Genomic DNA, 19596 nt, shown 5'->3' with positions numbered 1-19596 from the left:
GTCTCCAAGATCGTCCTTGACTTTTTTTAAATACATATTCTTAAGGTTTTTATCAAACAGTAAGATAACGTACTTTTATAAACAAACTAAAAGCTTCCGAGGTACGAGGATTAGTTCAACATTGTATAAGCGGCATTAAAACGACCGCTTATACTAATCGTTGTATGTAATACTAAAAACGTGTAATTCATTATCCTCCGTAATATAATTTGAAGACTATAAAAATTGCAAATCATATGAATACTGAACAATCTCATAAAGAAGACCCTTTAACAAAAAAAGAACGAAATCGTTCTAATTTCGTTCGAGAGTTTGTTCAAAGCTATAATGAACCAGATTATATACTAAAAATTTATGAAGCTGAAATTCCAAAGCTCATAGTTCATTTTTGGGATGATTTAACCCAGTTGCCTCAGGATGTTAATGAATGTATAGAATCATGGAAAATACTTGAACAATCAGGATTTGATTTTCAGATTTTTGACGAAGATTCAGCAAGAGAGTTTATAAAGACTCATTTAGGTTATAGATTTGAGAATGCCTTTAATTTATGTTATCATCCGTCAATGAAATCCGACTACTTCCGTTACAGTTACATATTTGTGATGGGCGGATTTTATATTGATGCAGATGATGTCTATCATGGAACATCTATTGATCATTTCTTTGCGGATGGAAGGTTAAAGTTGCAACCGTTCTGTTACGATATTGAATCAGATCAAATGGTTTCGTCTTCCGATTTTGTTCCTCTTGGTGCGGACAAATGGAGTTGGATTTTCTACTTTAATACTACACCGTTAATTGCATCTCGAAATCATCCAATTGTAGGGAGAGTGTTACTTAATGCTACCGAAGCACTTGAGAAAAATCAAAAAGAAGAACTGCCCGAAGTCCAGGCAACTACAGGACCTGGCATCCTAACTGAATCAATATTAGAAGTGATTGCTAAGGAAGAACATCCCGAAGAAACGATGCTAATCTTGCATGATTGGGAGAAAATCTCTACTAGTAAGTGGCCACTTAGCTATCGAAATGACAAAAGAAACTGGAGGCTTTCGAATCAGCAAGCTTATCAAACTTCACAGCAAACATAGATTAGATGAACTTGTTACCCCAACGTTCAGCAATTATCAGTCGCATTTTTAGGTTTTGGCTGATTCTTCGAAGGTTAATGCCTAGGCAGAAGTGTCAAGCATTTGCTGTCAAAAGTGCGAATGATTTTCCACGGATTGATAAAATATACGTTATTAACCTTGATCGTGCCCCCAGACGTTGGTTAAATATGAAGCAAGAGCTTAATCGTATACTGGACTATTCGAAAACAGAACTCTTGAATCTGACCGAACGATATGTTGCTGTTGATGCCAAGGAATTTACTAAGGACCCAATCAAGGATGCCAAAGTTGACCCATTTTACACCCTAAGCGATCAACTTTTTGTAGAACCTCAACCATTAACTCTCCCCACTCAGTTAGAATTAGACCAAACTATCGAGATGAGTCGAGCTGAATGCGCAGTTGCCCGATCACATATTAACGTTTGGGAACAGGTTGCCGCTGGGGATAATGAACATGTGCTTATACTTGAAGATGATGTGTGGTTTCATTCGAGGTTTGCAAAAGATTTGGATGATGTTTGGAAAGACCTTTCATCAATAAATAACATCAATACTAGCTTTGATGTTCTTTACTTGTCCTACTATGAAGTGAAGAATGGTGCACCAAAAACAATTCTTTCAAATAATTTGTTTCGTCCAGTTCGCGGCCTTTGGCACTTGTCGGGATATGTTCTTTCTCGCGAAGGCGCTAAAAAGCTTATTCGTTTACTTCCAAGTCGTGGTCCAATTGACCTATGGATAAATCATCATTTTAAAGATTTAAATGTATTCGCATCTAAACAATCACTTATTAGTCAGCGGAGAGACATTAAGTCGTCCAATTCATATTCAATACTTCCAGCGCTAACTACCATCGGAGCTATTACTAGTGAGGGGGCATCTCTTTTTAATATTCGTCCAACTGAACGACCTATTTTTGCTTTTGGCCATGAGGGATCAGGTCAAACATCGTTAGGAATGGCGTTATCTATGCTAGGGTACAGATGTTGTAGTGATTTCGAGGATTTGCCGAATCGTGAAAAGCAACGGCTTTTCGAAGGGAGCGATGACAGGGTTTTCGATGCATACGTGAACATTGGTTCATTGAATGCTAGAGTTGGAAAACTAAAAGCAAAATATCCAAAGGCAAAATTCATTCTTACTAGAAATGAGGATGAAATAGAAGATGTTGCATTTAATAAACTGAGTGAATCCCTTGAAGGTGCCGACATTGCAATACTTCACACGGGGGACACGAAAAAATGGCGCATCATTTGCGAGCACTTAGTATGCGCCCCTCCTAGCTGTAGCTACCCCAAACTTAAGGATGTTGGGCAAAGACCAATTCTCGATGAAAACACAGATTCGAACCAAGATTCTAATTTAAATCAACCGAAACATGATGGCTCTCCTTGGATTATTGCCTCTAGAAAATTGTGGCAAGGGATTAATTCTATAACCAGAGAAGATTGTCCTAATATTAATGGTGCAACTGTAAAAATTACCGATACTTTGGAATTCTTCAATTCAAATCGCTGGTTGAGAAGAAGCGATACATTTACGGACAATTTAGCACTTTTTCGACCATCAAATACAAAGTTTGTTTCTGAAATTGGAGCTACTCTTTTGATTAAAGAAGAATCTCTTGGTGTTAGAGATTTTTCGGCAGCATCTATTAGCAGTAAGGATCAATATTTATTCGGAAAGTTCGAAGCCACTATCCAAGCATCCAACGTTCCAGGTGTAGTTACAGGTTTCTTTCTCCACCGAAACTCACCAAGACAAGAAATTGATATTGAGGTTGCAGGAAATCGACCAAACCGTCTTTTAATCAATGTCTTTTACAATCCAGGAGATGTAGGGGCAAATTTTGATTATGGCTATAGAGGTTCCCCCAGCCATGTTGATCTTGGGTTTGACGCATCTAAAGAAAGTCATCGCTATGCGATAGAATGGAAACCAAACGAGATTCGATGGCTTGTTGATGATAAATTAGTGCACAGAAGAGTAGTATGGGACCCCACTCCAATTCCACACCTACCAATGACACTCCATGCTAATAATTGGGTAACTCGTTCTACTGAACTTGCAGGTCGTATTTACTCTCGTAACCTTCCTACTGTTTCCATTTTTAGAAAGATCCAAATTGAAGCTAATATTGATATTCCCGACTCCGAAGTTAATGCTTCATCACATAGAAAACTGAATAAACTTACGTAATACGAAATATGAAAATTTTATCATACAATCCAGGCCACGATGGGTCTTTAGCCTATATTGAAGATGGTCGATTAATTTTCTCCATAGAAGCAGAGAAAGACTCTCACTATCGTCACTCACCACTATCTATTCCAGATATGTTAAGTTTTTTTGGTGATCTCAAAGAATTGCCAGACGTATTATGTAGAAGTGGTTGGTGGCCAGGTAATAATAATCTTATAGAACAACGTTTAATTTCAGGGTATCATGGCACCGGAAGTGATGATATTCTTGTTAGTAAAGAAAAACTTTTTGGAAAAAAGGTTGATTCCTTTTCATCTTCACACGAACGTTCTCATTTATTATGTGCGTTTGGAATGTCAAATCTAACCAAGTGCACTCCTTGCTATGCGCTAATTTGGGAAGGAGTGATTGGCTCATTTTACGAAATAGATGGTGAATTAAATATTACAAAGCTGGCGGATGTAATGCCTGAGCCAGGGCATCGTTATGCGTTGCTCTATGGATTAGCGGATCCGACATTCGATAAAAAAGTTGCAGAATTTTCAAGGTTTTCTGATGCTGGTAAACTAATGGCTCTTGCTTCATTTTCAAAACGACATAAACCATCAATTGAAGAGGAAAAAATAATTTCCTTTCTAATGCAAAATTGTCCTCACTTAAAACCACAAGAATGCGAGACATTAAGAGAATATCGTCACTACAACATTGGATTAGACGATTCCGAATTTCGAAATTTTGCGGGTATTGTTAGTAATCGCATTTTTGATCGTTTTTATCAGTATGCTGAATTGAATTTGAAACGGAATATGCCTTTGTTAATTGCTGGGGGATGCGGACTTAACTGTGACTGGAACACTAAATGGAAGGAAACTAATTTTTTTTCAGAAGTATTTATACCACCTGTTGCTAACGATTCGGGGTCAGCAATTGGAACGGCTATTGACGCCCAATTATATTTTACTGGCAACCCAAAGATAGAATGGAATGTGTACTCTGGTCGCGAATTCGTCATTGATGGCGCATACGATGCATCCTCATTTGATGCATTCGACTCCAATCATGAAAAGGTTTCTGAGATGTTGGCTAACAATTTAATTCTTGGATGGGTAAACGGGAAATATGAAATTGGACCACGTGCATTGGGAAATCGTTCGATCCTTGCTGCACCATTTAATGATAGCTCTCGTGAAAGATTGAATGAGATCAAGCAACGAGAGCAGTTCCGCCCAATTGCGCCCATTTGCCTAGAAGAGGATGCGAAAAAATGGTTTAACTGTGACCAACCTAGCCCATTTATGCTCTACACACAACAGGTTTCAACTGATGCTCTTGCGGCAGTAACACATGTTAATGGAACGGCACGGATTCAAACTGTTTCCTCTAAATCTAACAATCACTTGTATGATTTATTAGTTGCGTTTAAAAAGTGTACTGGTTTTGGCGTATTGTGTAATACTTCTTTAAATTTTAATGGGAAGGGATTTATAAACAACATCTCCGACCTATCCGATTATACTATAAAGCACAAATTGGATGGTTTTGTGATTAAGGGGAAATGTTATATGTTGAGGTCGTCACAGTATTATCAGAAATATTTAACAATGAAAAACGCAAATAACAGAGATGTCAATTAATCCTTTGTTCTGGAGATAAGACACTCCCCCCCGCTGGCGCGAGCATCCTGCTCATGCCCACAACGTATACACCATAGGCACAACCCTTTTTTTGTCACTTTCGAAGTGGTAAACCATAGCATGGAGCCATCAACACCCCTTACTATAGCAACCCAAGCAGCGCCAAGATAATAGGCGTAAATAGGGCCGTATACAATCCGTTCAAAATAAGTCCCCCGCTGGCGCGAGCCTGCCTATCGCAAGCCAGGCGTGCCGCTCACGGGGTATGACATCTTCCCTCACCCCAAGCAACACTGCCTATCAACACACTTGACATCGTGTAACATGTGCCCCTAAAATGGGTTGTAGAATATGATTTTTTGATGTTGAACCAACTATGGGTTTTATTAAGAACCATACTATTAGTTGGTAATAACAGTCAACTCATCAACAATATGTTTTGCGTTAGCGTATTTATCAATCAACCAAAGAACATATCTGATATCTACATTAATGGTACGTTGTAAATTTGAATCAAAAATGACATCTCCGGCCATGGCTTCAATATTTCCATCAAAAGCTAAACCAATTAATTCTCCTTTTCCGTTCACAACAGGCGAACCAGAGTTTCCGCCAGTGATATCATTATCCGTTAAGAAGTTGACTGGTAATTCACCAAATTCATTAGCGTAACGACCGTAATCTTTCTTTTCGTAGATATCCAACATGCTTTGTTCTAAATCAAACTCACTATCATTAGGCTTATACTTATTGATCATCCCTTTTAAAGTGGTATAATTATTCACATTCGCATCATTTCTACTATCTGCTGGCAAGGCTCTTACTTTTCCGTAAGATAATCTTAAGGTAGAGTTGGCATCAGGATATTTTATATCACTTAATCCAGACTCACGTAAACCTTTTACCAACAATCTGAATGACGCTTGAAAATCGTTTTCTGGTTGTTCTAATTCCTCAGGACTTTCTCTATACTTATCCAGTAATTGACCAGATAATTTATATAATGGGTCGTTAGCCAACACGGTTGCATCTGGATTTTCAATGAATGCTTCTACTTTCTCTTTTGAGATAAATATACTTTCATCAAAAATTGTATTGACGTAAGAAGTAAAATCGTTGTTGTTCTTCCCTCCTATTTCTGCAACAATTTCCGGTAATGGATAATTGGATTTTGAAGCATATAAACCCAATTGTTTTGCTAAAACTTCTTTTTCCAAAGGCAGGTAAAAATCTTTGTAAGAGCTTACAATCAAAGCATTTAATCTAGGTTTCAATTCTTCGCGTTTCGCTTCATTCTGACCAATGTAATATTCAATATTTTTACCAATTCTATTCGGTAAAACCGCAAATTTACTGGAACGCAACAAGCTTATTAAATAATTAGCCTGTTTTGCTTTTTCATTAGTAAGATTATAGTAATTGTTGATGTTTTCAATTACGTTACCATACATCGCTTTATTCGCTTTCTTATTTGCCCACTTTACAAATTTCTTTTCCGTTTTGCGCTTTTTTTCCACCGTTTTATGTTCGGTTAAAGCTTTGATCATTCCTGCCCTGTTTTTCCAGTAGTTGGCAATACTTGCATAAGAAGATGCATACATCAGGTTTATGGATTCATCTTCATTCATGTATTTTTTCATCACATCCATGCTTAATTTAGAACCTTCAACCCATGCAGGATATGCGTAGTTCACATTTTGCTCTACACCAGATGCCGGCATCCAACGGTTGGTTCTTCCAGGATAACCCAAGATCATTGCAAAGTCATTTTCTTTTACGCCTTTAATACTAACAGGTAAATGATATTTTGCTTTTAAAGGCACATTATCCGTAGCGTATTCTGCTGGTTTCCCGTCTTTATCCGCATACACTCTAAATAATGAAAAATCACCAGTATGTCTTGGCCATTCCCAGTTGTCTGTGTCTCCACCATATTTACCAACATTTTCCGGAGGTGTTCCTACCAAACGTACATCGTTATAATCTTCGTAAACAAAGTAGTAAAACTCGTTGCCTTGATAAAATGAACGAACCGAAACAGTATATTTTCCACCTTCACTATTTTCTTGTTCAATTTTAGCAATCTCTTTATTAAGTGCTGCTTCGCGTTCTTTTTCGCTCATGCTATCATTAACTTGGGCCAACATACGTTTTGTAACGTCGTCCATTCTCACAAAAAAGCGAACATATAAACTTTCTGGTTTCATTTCCTCTTTTAAAGATCCTGCCCAAAACCCGTTTTTTAAATGATTCTGTTCTGCTGTAGACAATTCTGCAATAGCATCATAACCACAATGATGGTTTGTCAATACCAATCCGCTATCTGAAATGATACTTGCCGTACAGCCACCGTTAAATTGTACAATGGCATCTTTTAAACTTTGATTATTTATACTGTAGATTTCTTCGGGTGTTAATTGCAAACCCATTTTTTGCATATCGCGATAATTTAAGCGCTCTATATGCATTAAAAACCACATCCCTTCATCTGCCATAGCTGACGAAAATGAAATGATAAAGGCAATAATTGCAAGAAAAATTTTCTTCATGATATTATGTTTTGAAAATAGCTATAAAAATACTGAATTTCATATTCCTTTTATAGAGCTTGAAATGTTAAAACCTTTTTATTTTTATCAACACTTTAAAAACAACAAAGTGAGTCTTTTGAATAAGTATAGTTGGTTTAAATGAAGCGGGTAAATGAAGTGGCGTAATAAGAACTGAAATGGATTGCGTTCCACACCTAAAGTGGCACAGATCAAACCGAAATGCCTGGCACCATAACACCGAAACGGGTGGCACAAAACGAACCGAAGTATCCAGCTGTCCCCCCGCTGGCGCGAGCCTCTTTCTGCCCGTTGCCATTCAATGCGTTTTTTGCTACCTTGTACAGCAGGCGGAAAGCAAGCGTTATTTTGCTCCCGTACGGTTCATAACTTAGGCGTTATGCACCATTAGACAAACCACATGAAAAGTATATATGGGAATTTTAGATTTACTATTGGGTGAAAAAATTATCAAACACGATGCTTTTTTTGGACAAATAGAAAGTGATAAAACAAGAAAAAAAGATGCAACGAAATCTTTAAATTGGAAAATCAACAAAAGAATTGGTCCATTTCAAAATGATACTTTTATTATCCTTGAAGGCAACCATACCAATATAAATTCAACCCAAGGAATAGAATTGAGGAATTTTATCGAGAATTTTGATGCCGTATATGCTTTTGAAATAGACCAACTTATTGAATCCAATAATAGCTTTATGAAGTTTAAAAATTGGAGAAGTGAATACTACATAGCCTTTATCTGTCCTTTGTTTGACTCAAATACAAATTTTGAAATAAATTTTGAGCCCATTGACGAGAAAAACAACGATGTATATTTTAGTATTGAATTGATAAATCGAGTTCTTAAAAATATAGCGATTTTGTAAATCAGTAAAACAAAGAACTGAGCTAAAAAACGAAAAAATGTGCTTTAAGCGTGTCGAAAAACAAACCTAATTTTGCTTCCGCACTGTACAATGGAAAACCGTTGTGGCCCATACAAGGTTTGAAATAAATATCCGTATTTAACAAAACGCACACCTCCCCCATTCCAATTTGCAAGGTGGAACAGCCTTATATAATCAACCATACAACGGATTGAAACCATAGGAATCAACACCCCTTCTAATTAAACTTACGTTAGTGGATACCTACCAAAACAAAATCATATGGTATTGGCTTTCAATGTTTAAAAAATACCTATCAGTCCGTTCGAGCGCAGTCGAGAACTTTTTGGTCACGACAAATAGGTTTCGACTGCGCTCAACCTGACATGCGTAACAAAATTTTCGAAATCGAATGGGTAACTATCAACTAACCTCTATAAACCCACTTTTCATAAGTGAAGGAATTAAAAATTGCTTATTTTATGATTCAAAATAGTTAGAAACCTTTCTATTGTGTATACAATCCATCCAAAAGCCATAAACGATGTATCTGAATAAAATTTTTGTTTTATTATTTCTTTCAATAACCATAGCGGGCTGCAAAGACTATTATAATGAAACGATAGAATGGGTTGATAATCTAGAACGTGGACTGAACATTGAAACTGTACAAGAAAGACAACCAAGTTACGTTGAAATTGATTGGAAAAATCCGCAAGTCATTGAAAACCAAAAATGGTATTTGATTGTGAAAATCAAAGGAAATAGCGATATTTTGAACATGTCACATTATTTGGTTTTTGTTGAAAACAAATATCAATATCGAGAATCGAGAAAGTAAAGGCCTGCGTACAGTAAAACCTATCACCCAGCTAGCCCGGTCGTCTTTCTGCTCGTGCCGATATGGCCCCAGGAAATGGGGCGTCGATCACCTTGAGTTACATTGGGTTCTTACCCTACCTATCGAAAATTAAAATCCATTTTCCAATCGCCAATGCCAATCAAAACGATTTTTGCTAACTTGTGCAACAGGCACACAACCTAAACGTCATACGGACTTTAGTGCATATGCAATGACTGTAAACAAAACGATTGAAAAGAGGAAACCCATTTGGAATACGATTTCGGAGTTTTATCTTGACACCGAACTTCAGGAAACTGACTATGACCGGATTTCCAAAACGCTTATGGCATCCGGTTATGATATCGAGGAACTAAAGGCAATTGATTTGTATGAGGTATTCCCTGTTCTTAAGAACAATCTACTAAGTGCCGCTGGCGTATGGAATGGATTTGACATAGACTGGCTGCATGAAGCTTGTGAAAACGTTCATCTTAAAGGAAAGAATCGTTTTTTTAGGTGGAAAACAAGGTGCTATAACCGGTTTTTATACTGGATGCGAAAAGATCATTGGATTGAAATAGAAAACAGAATAAAATTGCACGACTACAATAGTAACCGTTGCACCAACCCCTAATTCCCCCAATGGCGCGAGTATCTTTCCACTCCTAACAAACCCACATCCCCAATAAAGGCAGCATGTACTTTTAGGATCGATTCTTCCTATGTACAAACCCACTCGAAATCGCTAAAATTTGTGTTCTAAAATAAAAAAACTATCTTTCTTCGCTCTATTCGGTTGCATCCCAAAACCACAATGGGTAACCGATTTGGTCCGAACATGCTGAAAAAAGACGTTAAGCGGGAATAAGCACAAATAAAAAATGAAAATATGATAGTATGGTCAGGTAGAGGGTTTCTCTCCGCAGTGGTTTTAATCGCAAGCATTGTTATACTCGCGTATATTTTACCCAAGGAACAGGGGAATTACGGCATAATCATCAGTTTGTTCATCGCAGGGATATTCAGTTGGTTCATGGGTAAAAAATGGAATCAAAAAAACACTAGAACCTTGGTCGATAAGGAATCGGGGCAAGAAGTGACCCTAAAACCCAATCATAGCCTTTTTTGGATCAAGATGGAATATTGGGGTCTGATATTCGGCGTTTTGGGATTGGTGGTCCTGGTTAAACAGTTCCTATAACCTTACTATCCATTGAAAAGTTGGGTACATGCCCATGGCACAAGCATGTTTCCATCCACAAATACAAAATAATATCAGTCCTGCTTCGGCGGGACTTTTTTCATTCACGTTGGTTGGTACTCAAAAAAAACTAGAATCCATGTATCTTTTTCACGGTTTTCGGGTCTACCTAATGAACCTTAAAATCAAAAACCTATGAATACATGTACATGCACCGACTGCGATTGCACAAAATGCAATTGCGGCAATTGCTCAGCAAACAACTGCCCTTGTGACAAATGCGAATGTGATAAATGTGATTGTTGTTAAACCACTTAAAGGTTAGCCCAAAAAGCTAACCTTTACTTATTTTTACCTATGGAAACCCAAGAAATATGGGATACGTTCAATGATGGATTGTATTTCTTCATACTTAAAAAAGTAAAGGACCAAAATGCGGCCAATGATATTTTCCAGAATACGTTTCTGAAAATACATAAGAACCGGTCCCAACTTAAAAACCCCGAAAAGGCCAAGGCATGGGTATTTCAGATTGCCCGGAACGAAATAAACAACCACTTTACCAAAGAATCCCAATATGTGGAAGAATTCGATATTCCCAAGGATAAACCGCTTCAGAGCTACCAGAATATCTGCTGTTTTGACAAGTTCATAAATGACCTACCCACCATTTACAGGGAGGTGATCGAACTTGTTTATATTGAAGGGAAAAAGCAAAAGGAAGCGGCCCAAACCTTGAACATCAGCCTAGAAAACGTAAAAGCAAGAATACGGCGGGCCAAGGAAATCCTAAAGAAAAACCTCAACGCATGCTGTAAGTACGAATTTGATGAAAAAGGGAATCTAAAAGGGGAACCGGACTGTGCCGTATGCCATACCTAAAGATACCGTGACCCATAGTGTGAAAGAACAGCACATGGAGGCAACCCCTTCCCGAACCCATGGTATCTTAAAACCGTTTTTGTCCGGAAAATTCCATAGCCTCCCCCTTACCGAAACCAAAACTGATCCCAAAAGTGACAAAACGCCCACGCTGACTGAAATTCCTGAGGTAATAATCGGGTTGGTCGGTTATACTTTCCCGGATTCGTGAAGCGAAGACATCGCGTACACTGAGATTTAGAATGGCCTTTCCTTTTAAGATCTTCTTCCGTGCACCGAAATCCATAAATAGGTTTTCCGTTATTTCCTCTTGATACGTTCGATACCCAGAAATATAATTGCCCGTTAATTCAATATCGATATCGGCGGGAAGCTTGAACTTACCGATAAGCCGTGTTGACCATTGGTCCCCCGTAAAATCGAAGGAAGTACCTTCGAACGCACCCGCTCTCTCAAAGTGTCCAAAGTTGAAATCGTTGGTAAACGAAACCCATTTTGCGGGAATATACTTAGCATTGAACTCAATGCCGGTTGTATTGTTCGTACCTATATTCTGGGGTTGTGAGACACTCACGTTGTCTTCAAAAACAACCACCCGCTCTACCACATCCTCGGTATGGCGATAGTATACGCCCAAGTTCATGGAAACCTTACCCACCTTGTATATACTGGTAATTTCGTAGCTATCGGTATACTCGGGCTGCAAATCGGGGTTTCCCGTACGGATGTTGAAATTATTACGGATGTTGAAAAAAGGGTTTAAATCCCACATCCTAGGCCGGAATATCCTTTTCGAATATCCCGCTTGTAACGATAGGTCATCGTTGATCTTGTACGAGGTATGCCCACTAGGAAAAAAGTTGTTATACCGTTTATTATCCCGTACATCGTTCGTTTGCAAGAGTGTTTTTACATCGGTATCCTCAAACCGGACCCCCAATTTCAATCCCCATGCATCATCCTCATAAGCCGCCGTTGTGTATACCCCCAATACTTTCTGTGTCCATTCGAAGACATTGGTCAAATCGGGGTTCTCCTCAAAAGCGACACCATTAAAATCACTCACGGCATAGTCATTATCCACATCGTTGATTTGGTATTGCGCCCCGGTTTCAACGGTATATTTTTCGGCCCAAGGATGGGTGTAATCGACTTTAAATGTATAATCGGCCTGACTGAAGTCCGTCCGGGTCTTTTGTTGTTCGTCTTCCCCATCACCAATGGTTGTCGTATTGCCATAATCGGAAGTTTGGTCCTTGGCAAACAGATTTCCGGTGGCACTGATCAGCAGCGACTGCTCCTCGTTGCCTTCAAAGTCCTTTTTATACTGCAGTTCATAGGAGTATTTCGGGTTGGTCGCCTCGGTAAGCTCTAAGCGCTTAAAGGCATCGGTGATGGTATTTCCTGGATCGTAGGTACTAAAGACAGCGTTGGAATGCTCCTTTTCCCACTCATAGGCGAAATTTCCGGAAAGGGTCAGAACATTGTATTCATTAATATGGTAATCGGTACCAAGGATAAGGTTAAAGAAAGTCTCGTTCTTATCGCGCTCACCAATGCTGTTCACTGCGGTATTCCCAACCAAATCCCGGTTTTCACTTTCGTCGTCACTGGGGAAGGTCCTACGACCAAAACCCAATTGACTGAACAGATTGAATTTTTCGGTGCGCCGGTTCAGGCTAAGTCCAACACTATGGTTATTGGGTACCCCTGTATTCAGGGTAACGGCACCGTTCAGGCCCCTTTTCTCCTCTTTCTTCAGCACAATATTGATAATTCCCGAAGTACCCTCGGCATCGTATTTGGCGGAAGGGTTCGTAATTACTTCGATACGCTCGATCATATCGGCGGTCAAGGTACCTAGGGCATTGCCCTGTTCATTGGCTATGACCGAAGGTTTCCCGTTAATGAGCATTTGCACCCCTGAGCTACCCCGTAAACTGACTTGGCCTTCGATATTCACGTTTACCGAGGGCACGTTGTTCAAAACTTCCAACGCACTTGCCCCAGTACTACTCAAATCGGCCCCTACATTGAATACACGCTTATCAAGTTTAAAGACCGTTTGCGAAATCTCCCCTTCGACCACGACCTCGTTCAATTGTTGCGCATCTTCCCCAAGTACGACCCTACCTACATCTATGCGACCGTCCACCACCTGTGCATCGTCGATACGTTTTGTGGTAAAGCCGATAAAACTTATCTCTATATAAAAATCGGTAGCTTTCGTTTCCAAGGTAAAACTACCATCCTCTAGGGTGGTGGTACCGACAATCGGTTTTTCATTGGCAGGATCCCCTACAAGGACCGTGGCAAACTCAATCGGAGCACCACTGGCTTGATCTACCACTTTTCCCGTAATGGTAATACTTCCCCTTTGTGCGGATACTTGAGGCATGCCAAAAAGGAAAAGAACAACACCCCACATCAAACAATACTTCTTTATCATAAAAAGCCAGATTTTTAAATAATTTCCAAATATACTTTATAATATAGAGGCTGGTTGTCAATATTCCATTATCGATAGGCAATCTTTGATATAACCCAAATAGCGGCATCATTAAATGAATTTAGATAATCTGCATAAAACCAAACCGGAATTGCCAGTACCCTTTACTTATTCAAGCTCTATTTTACCTGTTTCCTTGAGTAATTGATCGACCTTAGTAAGGATGATAATGATTTTTTGATAATGTTGGATATCAGCATCGCCAAGCGTTCTTCCCCTCCGGTCTTCCAGCCATTTTTGGGCCGGTTGACAACCAGCTACATAAAACTCCCAAGCCAATAAAGGCACCTTATCAAAATACTGTTTATCATTGATCCAAACCTTACCTTTTGATTCATCAATAGGTTCATAACCCCTATCCGTATAGGTAAGCTTCCGCGTAATTGTATTGTCCCCTTCTTTGGGAAAGCTTGTATTGAAATCTTCCATTTTGGAGGATTCCAACGCATAAAGTTGTCGTAATTGCCCTCCTAATTGCACCCCTTTCCAAAAAGTATCCGGGTCTTTTGGGTGGGGTATATGCGAAAAATCAAAATTCTGGGACTCCATGGATTGGCAATAGGTTGGCGTCTGCAACACGGCATAGCAATAGTCTAAAACATCCCTTGGCGAAAAGGTTGATTTGTAATCATCCCTTAATTCCGGACTATTTATAAAACACACATTACTTTCGGGTTCCTTTTCGGAAACAAAGGTCAATCCCAGCTTTTTGGCCATTCCGTCCACGACTTCCAAATCCAGGTTTGGAATGCTTTTAGCGCATTGTCCCGTACCCAATTGCCCTTTAATTTCCAGGTATAGGTAACGTGGAAAAATACAACCGGTTTCTTTAGTATGGGATGTTCTATCGCACATATTGGAAAATAATCTACGTTTAAAGATACCCATATGAAATTAAAAAGTTGCCGTGTTTGAATTGGAATGAAATTTTTTATGGGATTTGATGTACTGGAATTGGGAAAAACAAAGAATCCATTCGTCCCCTAAAACGAAAAAAGCCCTAAAAACATAGTGTTTTCAAGGCTTTTGGCGGTCTCGACGGCCCCGAAGCGTCGGGGGAACCCGCGACCCTAACGGCTTAGTTGGGACAGATATTCCCGACCTTTAAGCAGTTTACTGTCCCCATCCATCAACCATTCGATATATATCCTATTTTGGCTAAAATAAATAAACGCTATCGTTTATTTAGACTCTAATTCCTCATTATTAGCTTGATTTACTTCTCAAAAAACTCACTAAGGGCATTCGTCTCTTATCTCTTTTGTTCGCTCCAATATCTACACTAAAACCATCCTTTATTTGTACTTTATCTTTAGCTCATCCACCAATGCATCTGTAATTAAATAAGTAAAAAAATTTCTTGGCTTTTCATGAAAGTTTATATCAAAATTCCTAGGGAGATGTGCTCCTGGTTGTTCATTAAAATTGCCAAGCACCGCCAGAAAACCTAAAAAAGCATTACTTTTAAGTCTATTGATACTCCTTCAAAATGAAAAAAAACAATACCCGTAGGTCCTTCCTTAAAAAAGCTACACTAGTATCTGCTGCAATGACAGCTGCCCCAACAATTTTAGCAGCTGGTTACGAGCAAAAATTAATACTCACTAAAAATTATGAATTTCTAAATTATTCTGCTAATGACCAGATTAATTTAGGTTTAATAGGCTCAGGAATTCAGGGTATTTACGACACCACAACTGCGCTACAAGTAGACGGCGTAAAATTGGTGGCTGTTTGTGATTTATATACTGGCAGGCTAGATAGAGCTAAAGAACTTTGGGGTGATAGCGTTTTTACCACAAGAGATTATCGAAAACTATTAGAACGAAAAGATATTGACGCGGTAATAATTGCCACGCCTGACCATTGGCATAAAAAAATCACAATCGATGCCTTAAAAGCAGGAAAAAACGTGTATTGCGAAAAGCCTATGGTTCAAAATTTTGACGAAGGTAAAGACATTATTGAAGCCGCAAATTCCTCAGGAAAATTATGCCAAATAGGAAGTCAAGGTATGGCTTCATTGGGCAATGAAAAAGCGAAACAATTATATGAAGACGGTGCAATTGGCGATATTGTAATGTTGGATATGCAAAATAATCGCTATTCAGCAGAAGGGGCTTGGCAATACCCTATTCCGCCAGATGCTAACCCTGACACCATTGATTTTGACACTTTTTTAGGCGAAGCGCCAAAAGTACCTTATGAGTTAAAACGGTTTTTTCGATGGCGTAATTATCAAGATTATGGAACGGGTGTTGCAGGTGATTTATTCGTACATGCATTCTCTACTCTAAACCATGTGATAAGTTCTCATGGTCCTAATCGTGCATTTTCAACTGGTGGATTACGCTACTGGAAAGATGGACGTGATGTGCCAGATGTAACAGTCACGCTATATGATTATCCAAAAACCGAAACTCATTCAGCGTTCAATGCCGCTTTTCGCGTTAATTTTATTGCAGGCGGAAATAGTGATGGTAGTTTTAAATTAACAGGCACAGAAGGGTCAATGGAAATTGGCCAACATGCCGTAAAATTGACCCGTTCAAAATTGGGTATGACCCCAGGAGGATATTCTATGATTGCTTATACTGAAGCAACGCAAGAAAAAATTAGAGCTGACTATGCGGCCCAAAATGTAGACACCAGAGCGTCTACACTAAATGTTGGTGAAACGACTTGGGAAGCGCCAAAAGACTATAAAGGTGGGCATTACGACCACTTTTATAATTTCTTTCAAGCTATCCGCGGAAAAGGAAAGATTATACAAGACCCAACTTTCGGTTTAAGGGCTGCTGGAGCGGCTTTATTGGCCAATGAAAGCTATTTTAAACAACAGCCAGTAAATTGGGACCCAAAAGCTATGAAGTTACTTTAGATATCATCCAAATTAATCTTCAAAAACAATACAAACTCTTATTTTAGTAATCACATAATAATACACCTGACTTTACTTTTAATGGCGGCTGGTATGGAAAATTAAAACAATTTGATGATTTAGGCCCAGCAGGAGAATTTCTAATGGAATTCGCCATGTACGATGCCATAAAAAATGACTTTGGCCCATGCCCTTATTCACAAACACGTTTTTACTGGCTAACACATCGCCCTTGCTATCCAATAGATTTAAAAGAAGATTGGTCGTAAGCCCAGCAGGGGTATTGTCATCTTCTACCACATAAGCAGTAAACCAAATATTCTCGTTGGCAAAATAAACTGATTTATTCACTTTTCCCTGTACAGGGCATCTTTGCTCAGCGGCTCAATAACCTTTGTTAAAAATCATTTTGGGAAAAAACATACAAGGGAATGGGATTCTATGATTTCAGTGGTTGCCCTATATTCATAAGTAAGTGAAAAATCAAAATTCAAATATTGGATTTTTTCCAAATCCATTGGATTGAAAACGATTTCGAGTTTTATTTCTTTAGGGCTTATTTTCACACTTTCATTGATTGTGGTCAGTTGATCGGTTTTAGGGTTTTCAATCCAGAGTTCAATTTTTTTAATGACAAGCTTATCACGATCAAATAAAATTTTACCGGAAAAATACCTTGCCTCCGATTTAACAGGAACAAAGGAAATCGACATATCCCCTTTTGTACATTTGTGCAAAAGAATTCAGCAATGGGGACACCAAAAAACAACTCTTGGCCAGAAGCAGGTACCTCCTTTATAAATCACCCAACAATTGGACCCAAAACCAAGCTGAAAGAAGTAAAATATTGTTTTCCCAATATCCGGATATAAAGGTACAAGGGCTTAGGAACATATTCAATACGACAACATCCATACAGACGGCATACACCAAACTGGCCCATTGGTACAAGGATGTGAAAAAACAAGCTTCAGGGCCTTCAATACCATTGCCAATACCATATCCCTCAACTATAGGTCTATCCTCAATTATTTTATAAATAGAAGTACAAACGCATCCGCAGAATCGTTCAACTCGAAAATAAAGGCATTCAAGGCACAGTTCAGAGGCGTTGGAAATACAGAATTCTTCCTATTTAGGTTAACCCAACTATATGCATAAATATCCAAATACCCAGAATTTTTACTTGATCCCTTTTCGGTCTGGACGGCCCCGAAGCGTCGGGGGAACCCGCGACCCTCCCGGCATAGTCGGAACAGATATTCCCGACCTTTAAACCGTTTACTGTTCTGGTCTAATAGCCATTCCAAATATTCCTTATCCCTCATTTGAATATCTTCTTCCTTGTCCTAGTCTATTCTTTTTGAGCTAAATAATGCTTTTATTCAACTCATTTTTTGATTATATTTGAGCCGATTAACACTTATAATCGGCTCATGCGATACAATTGGCAACAAAAAGACTGGCCTAACTTTCAATACAAAACTGACGCTATTGAAGATTTACTCTTTGATTTTGCCCAGCGAACGGGGCGTATCAGTGGGGTTCTGGATGGTTTTTCGGAATCAGAGCAAACGGATGCTATGATAAACTTGATGGTTTCTGAAGCAATCAAGACCTCGGAGATTGAAGGGGAGTATTTGAGCCGAAAAGATGTCATGTCCTCTATCAGAAGGAATTTAGGGTTGAATCCCGAACTTCCTATACCCAAAGACAAAAGAGTTCAAGGGGTTACGGAGTTAATGTTAGCCATTCGCAAACATTTTACTTCCCCTCTTACCGAAAAAATGTTATTCGATTGGCATTCCATGCTTATGAAAAATACTCAAGGAATACAAATAGGCCAATGGCGTGAGCATGAAGAACCAATGCAAATAGTTTCTGGAGCCATCGGCAGGGAAATAGTTCATTTTAACGCCCCGCCGTCCAATACAGTCCCATCAGAAATGAATAGGTTTATAGCATGGTTCAATGAATCGCAACATACTATCAAAAAACCCATTATACGATCGGCTATCGCACATCTACACTTTGAATCCATACATCCCTTCGAAGATGGCAATGGTAGAATAGGTAGGGCCCTAGCTGAAAAAGCACTTTCCCAAAGCATAGGCCGTCCTGTTTTATTTAGCTTATCGAAAACCATAGAAGGCAATAAAAAAGAGTATTATGATGCTTTGCAAAAAGCGCAGCGATCCATTAAAATTACGGACTGGATAAACTATTTTGTCCAAACAGTTTTGGATGCCCAAATTGATGCCGAGCAAGAAATCGAGTTCACCTTAAAGAAAACCAAGTTCTTTGATACACATCAAAGTAAACTTAACGAACGACAACAAAAAGTAGTGCGTAGAATGTTGGAAGAAGGCCACCAAGGTTTCGAAGGGGGGATGAATGCCCGTAAATATGTTTCTATTGCCAGCACATCAAAGGCCACGGCCACAAGAGACTTACAGGACTTGGTTCAAAAAGGTATTTTCAAACCCATGGGGGGTGGTCGCAGTACACGATATGAAATTAATATCTAGATGAAGCTAGTCCAGTTATAAACCAAATTTTTAAATATTTGACCTTCCAAATTGATTATGCCACACTTAACGGACTTAGTAATCCGTAGAATATCCCTTGTAATACACATCGTGGTAATAAGAATAAATGATCTAGACGTAACAATCCATGAAATAAAATAATCCCCACTTTCGTGGAGCTTTGCGGTCTGGATATCCACTTTACCGAGACAGGTGTTCCCGACCTTTAAGCAGTTTACTGTCCCAATCCATCAACCATTCGATATATATCCTATTTTGGCTAAAACGAAAAAAGCCCCCAACTTGCGTTGAAGGCTATAAGCGGTCTGGACGGCCCCGAAGCGTCGGGGGAACCCGCG

Annotated in this window: 15 protein-coding genes and 1 pseudogene; 11 read left to right on the top strand and 5 right to left on the bottom strand. The window is 39.0% G+C overall.

What is annotated here, in order from left to right; translation table 11 throughout:
• The first annotated feature begins 236 nt into the window (after window positions 1-236).
• Genes HPE56_RS20020 through HPE56_RS20010 form a run of 3 tightly spaced genes read left to right on the top strand, consistent with a single transcriptional unit; the run spans window position 237 to window position 4953 of the window.
• Window positions 237-1094, top strand: a complete 858-nt coding sequence (locus tag HPE56_RS20020; protein ID WP_188245524.1) for a glycosyltransferase family 32 protein — start codon at window positions 237-239, stop codon at window positions 1092-1094.
• Between the two features lie 5 nt (window positions 1095-1099).
• Complete coding sequence (locus HPE56_RS20015) at window positions 1100-3316, top strand: family 16 glycosylhydrolase (RefSeq protein ID WP_188245523.1); 2217 nt, start codon at window positions 1100-1102, stop codon at window positions 3314-3316.
• Between the two features lie 8 nt (window positions 3317-3324).
• Window positions 3325-4953, top strand: coding sequence for a carbamoyltransferase C-terminal domain-containing protein (locus HPE56_RS20010; protein ID WP_188245522.1), 1629 nt, complete (start codon window positions 3325-3327; stop codon window positions 4951-4953).
• A 401-nt stretch (window positions 4954-5354) separates the two neighbouring features.
• On the opposite strand, the gene HPE56_RS20005 is transcribed toward HPE56_RS20010, so the two are convergent.
• Window positions 5355-7502 (bottom strand): S46 family peptidase, encoded by a 2148-nt coding sequence (locus HPE56_RS20005; RefSeq protein ID WP_188245521.1) that lies wholly within the window; start codon window positions 7500-7502, stop codon window positions 5355-5357.
• Window positions 7503-7936: 434 nt separating this feature from the next.
• On the opposite strand from HPE56_RS20005, the gene HPE56_RS20000 reads away from it, so the two are divergent.
• The 5 genes from HPE56_RS20000 (at window position 7937) to HPE56_RS19980 (ending at window position 11319) form a co-directional block, all read left to right on the top strand.
• The gene (locus HPE56_RS20000) at window positions 7937-8392 is read left to right on the top strand and encodes a hypothetical protein (protein ID WP_188245520.1); all 456 of its coding nucleotides are present in this window, start codon (window positions 7937-7939) and stop codon (window positions 8390-8392) included.
• Between the two features lie 544 nt (window positions 8393-8936).
• Window positions 8937-9233, top strand: coding sequence for a hypothetical protein (locus HPE56_RS19995; protein ID WP_188245519.1), 297 nt, complete (start codon window positions 8937-8939; stop codon window positions 9231-9233).
• A 232-nt stretch (window positions 9234-9465) separates the two neighbouring features.
• A complete protein-coding gene (locus HPE56_RS19990; RefSeq protein WP_188245518.1) occupies window positions 9466-9870 on the top strand; it encodes a DUF7079 family protein in 405 nt (134 codons plus the stop codon).
• Window positions 9871-10125: 255 nt separating this feature from the next.
• Window positions 10126-10437, top strand: coding sequence for a hypothetical protein (locus tag HPE56_RS19985; protein ID WP_109651356.1), 312 nt, complete (start codon window positions 10126-10128; stop codon window positions 10435-10437).
• 357 nt (window positions 10438-10794) lie between these two features.
• Complete coding sequence (locus HPE56_RS19980; RefSeq protein ID WP_188245517.1) at window positions 10795-11319, top strand: sigma-70 family RNA polymerase sigma factor; 525 nt, start codon at window positions 10795-10797, stop codon at window positions 11317-11319.
• Window positions 11320-11386: 67 nt separating this feature from the next.
• On the opposite strand, the gene HPE56_RS19975 is transcribed toward HPE56_RS19980, so the two are convergent.
• Both HPE56_RS19975 and HPE56_RS19970 read right to left on the bottom strand, forming a co-directional pair.
• The gene (locus HPE56_RS19975; RefSeq protein ID WP_188245516.1) at window positions 11387-13768 is read right to left on the bottom strand and encodes a TonB-dependent receptor domain-containing protein; all 2382 of its coding nucleotides are present in this window, start codon (window positions 13766-13768) and stop codon (window positions 11387-11389) included.
• 168 nt (window positions 13769-13936) lie between these two features.
• On the bottom strand, window positions 13937-14683 hold the full coding sequence (locus HPE56_RS19970) for a type ISP restriction/modification enzyme (RefSeq protein ID WP_188245515.1): 747 nt from the start codon (window positions 14681-14683) through the stop codon (window positions 13937-13939).
• Between the two features lie 634 nt (window positions 14684-15317).
• On the opposite strand from HPE56_RS19970, the gene HPE56_RS19965 reads away from it, so the two are divergent.
• Window positions 15318-16709, top strand: a complete 1392-nt coding sequence (locus HPE56_RS19965) for a Gfo/Idh/MocA family protein (RefSeq protein WP_188245514.1) — start codon at window positions 15318-15320, stop codon at window positions 16707-16709.
• Window positions 16710-16787: 78 nt separating this feature from the next.
• Here HPE56_RS19965 and HPE56_RS19960 read toward each other — a convergent pair whose 3' ends face one another.
• Complete coding sequence (locus HPE56_RS19960) at window positions 16788-17060, bottom strand: hypothetical protein (RefSeq protein WP_188245513.1); 273 nt, start codon at window positions 17058-17060, stop codon at window positions 16788-16790.
• Between the two features lie 53 nt (window positions 17061-17113).
• On the bottom strand, window positions 17114-17422 hold the full coding sequence (locus tag HPE56_RS19955; RefSeq protein WP_188245512.1) for a hypothetical protein: 309 nt from the start codon (window positions 17420-17422) through the stop codon (window positions 17114-17116).
• Window positions 17423-17430: 8 nt separating this feature from the next.
• Between HPE56_RS19955 and HPE56_RS20685 the strand changes: the two are divergent.
• Together HPE56_RS20685 and HPE56_RS19945 are read left to right on the top strand one after the other, a co-directional pair.
• Window positions 17431-17870: pseudogene (locus tag HPE56_RS20685) on the top strand (ISL3 family transposase).
• A gap of 275 nt (window positions 17871-18145) precedes the next feature.
• Complete coding sequence (locus HPE56_RS19945) at window positions 18146-19237, top strand: Fic family protein (protein ID WP_188245511.1); 1092 nt, start codon at window positions 18146-18148, stop codon at window positions 19235-19237.
• Window positions 19238-19596: the final 359 nt, after the last annotated feature.

It is taken from the genome of Maribacter aquimaris (assembly GCF_014596745.1).
Lineage (GTDB): Bacteria > Bacteroidota > Bacteroidia > Flavobacteriales > Flavobacteriaceae > Maribacter_A > Maribacter_A aquimaris.
This window is presented reverse-complemented; position numbering and strand designations above follow the sequence as displayed.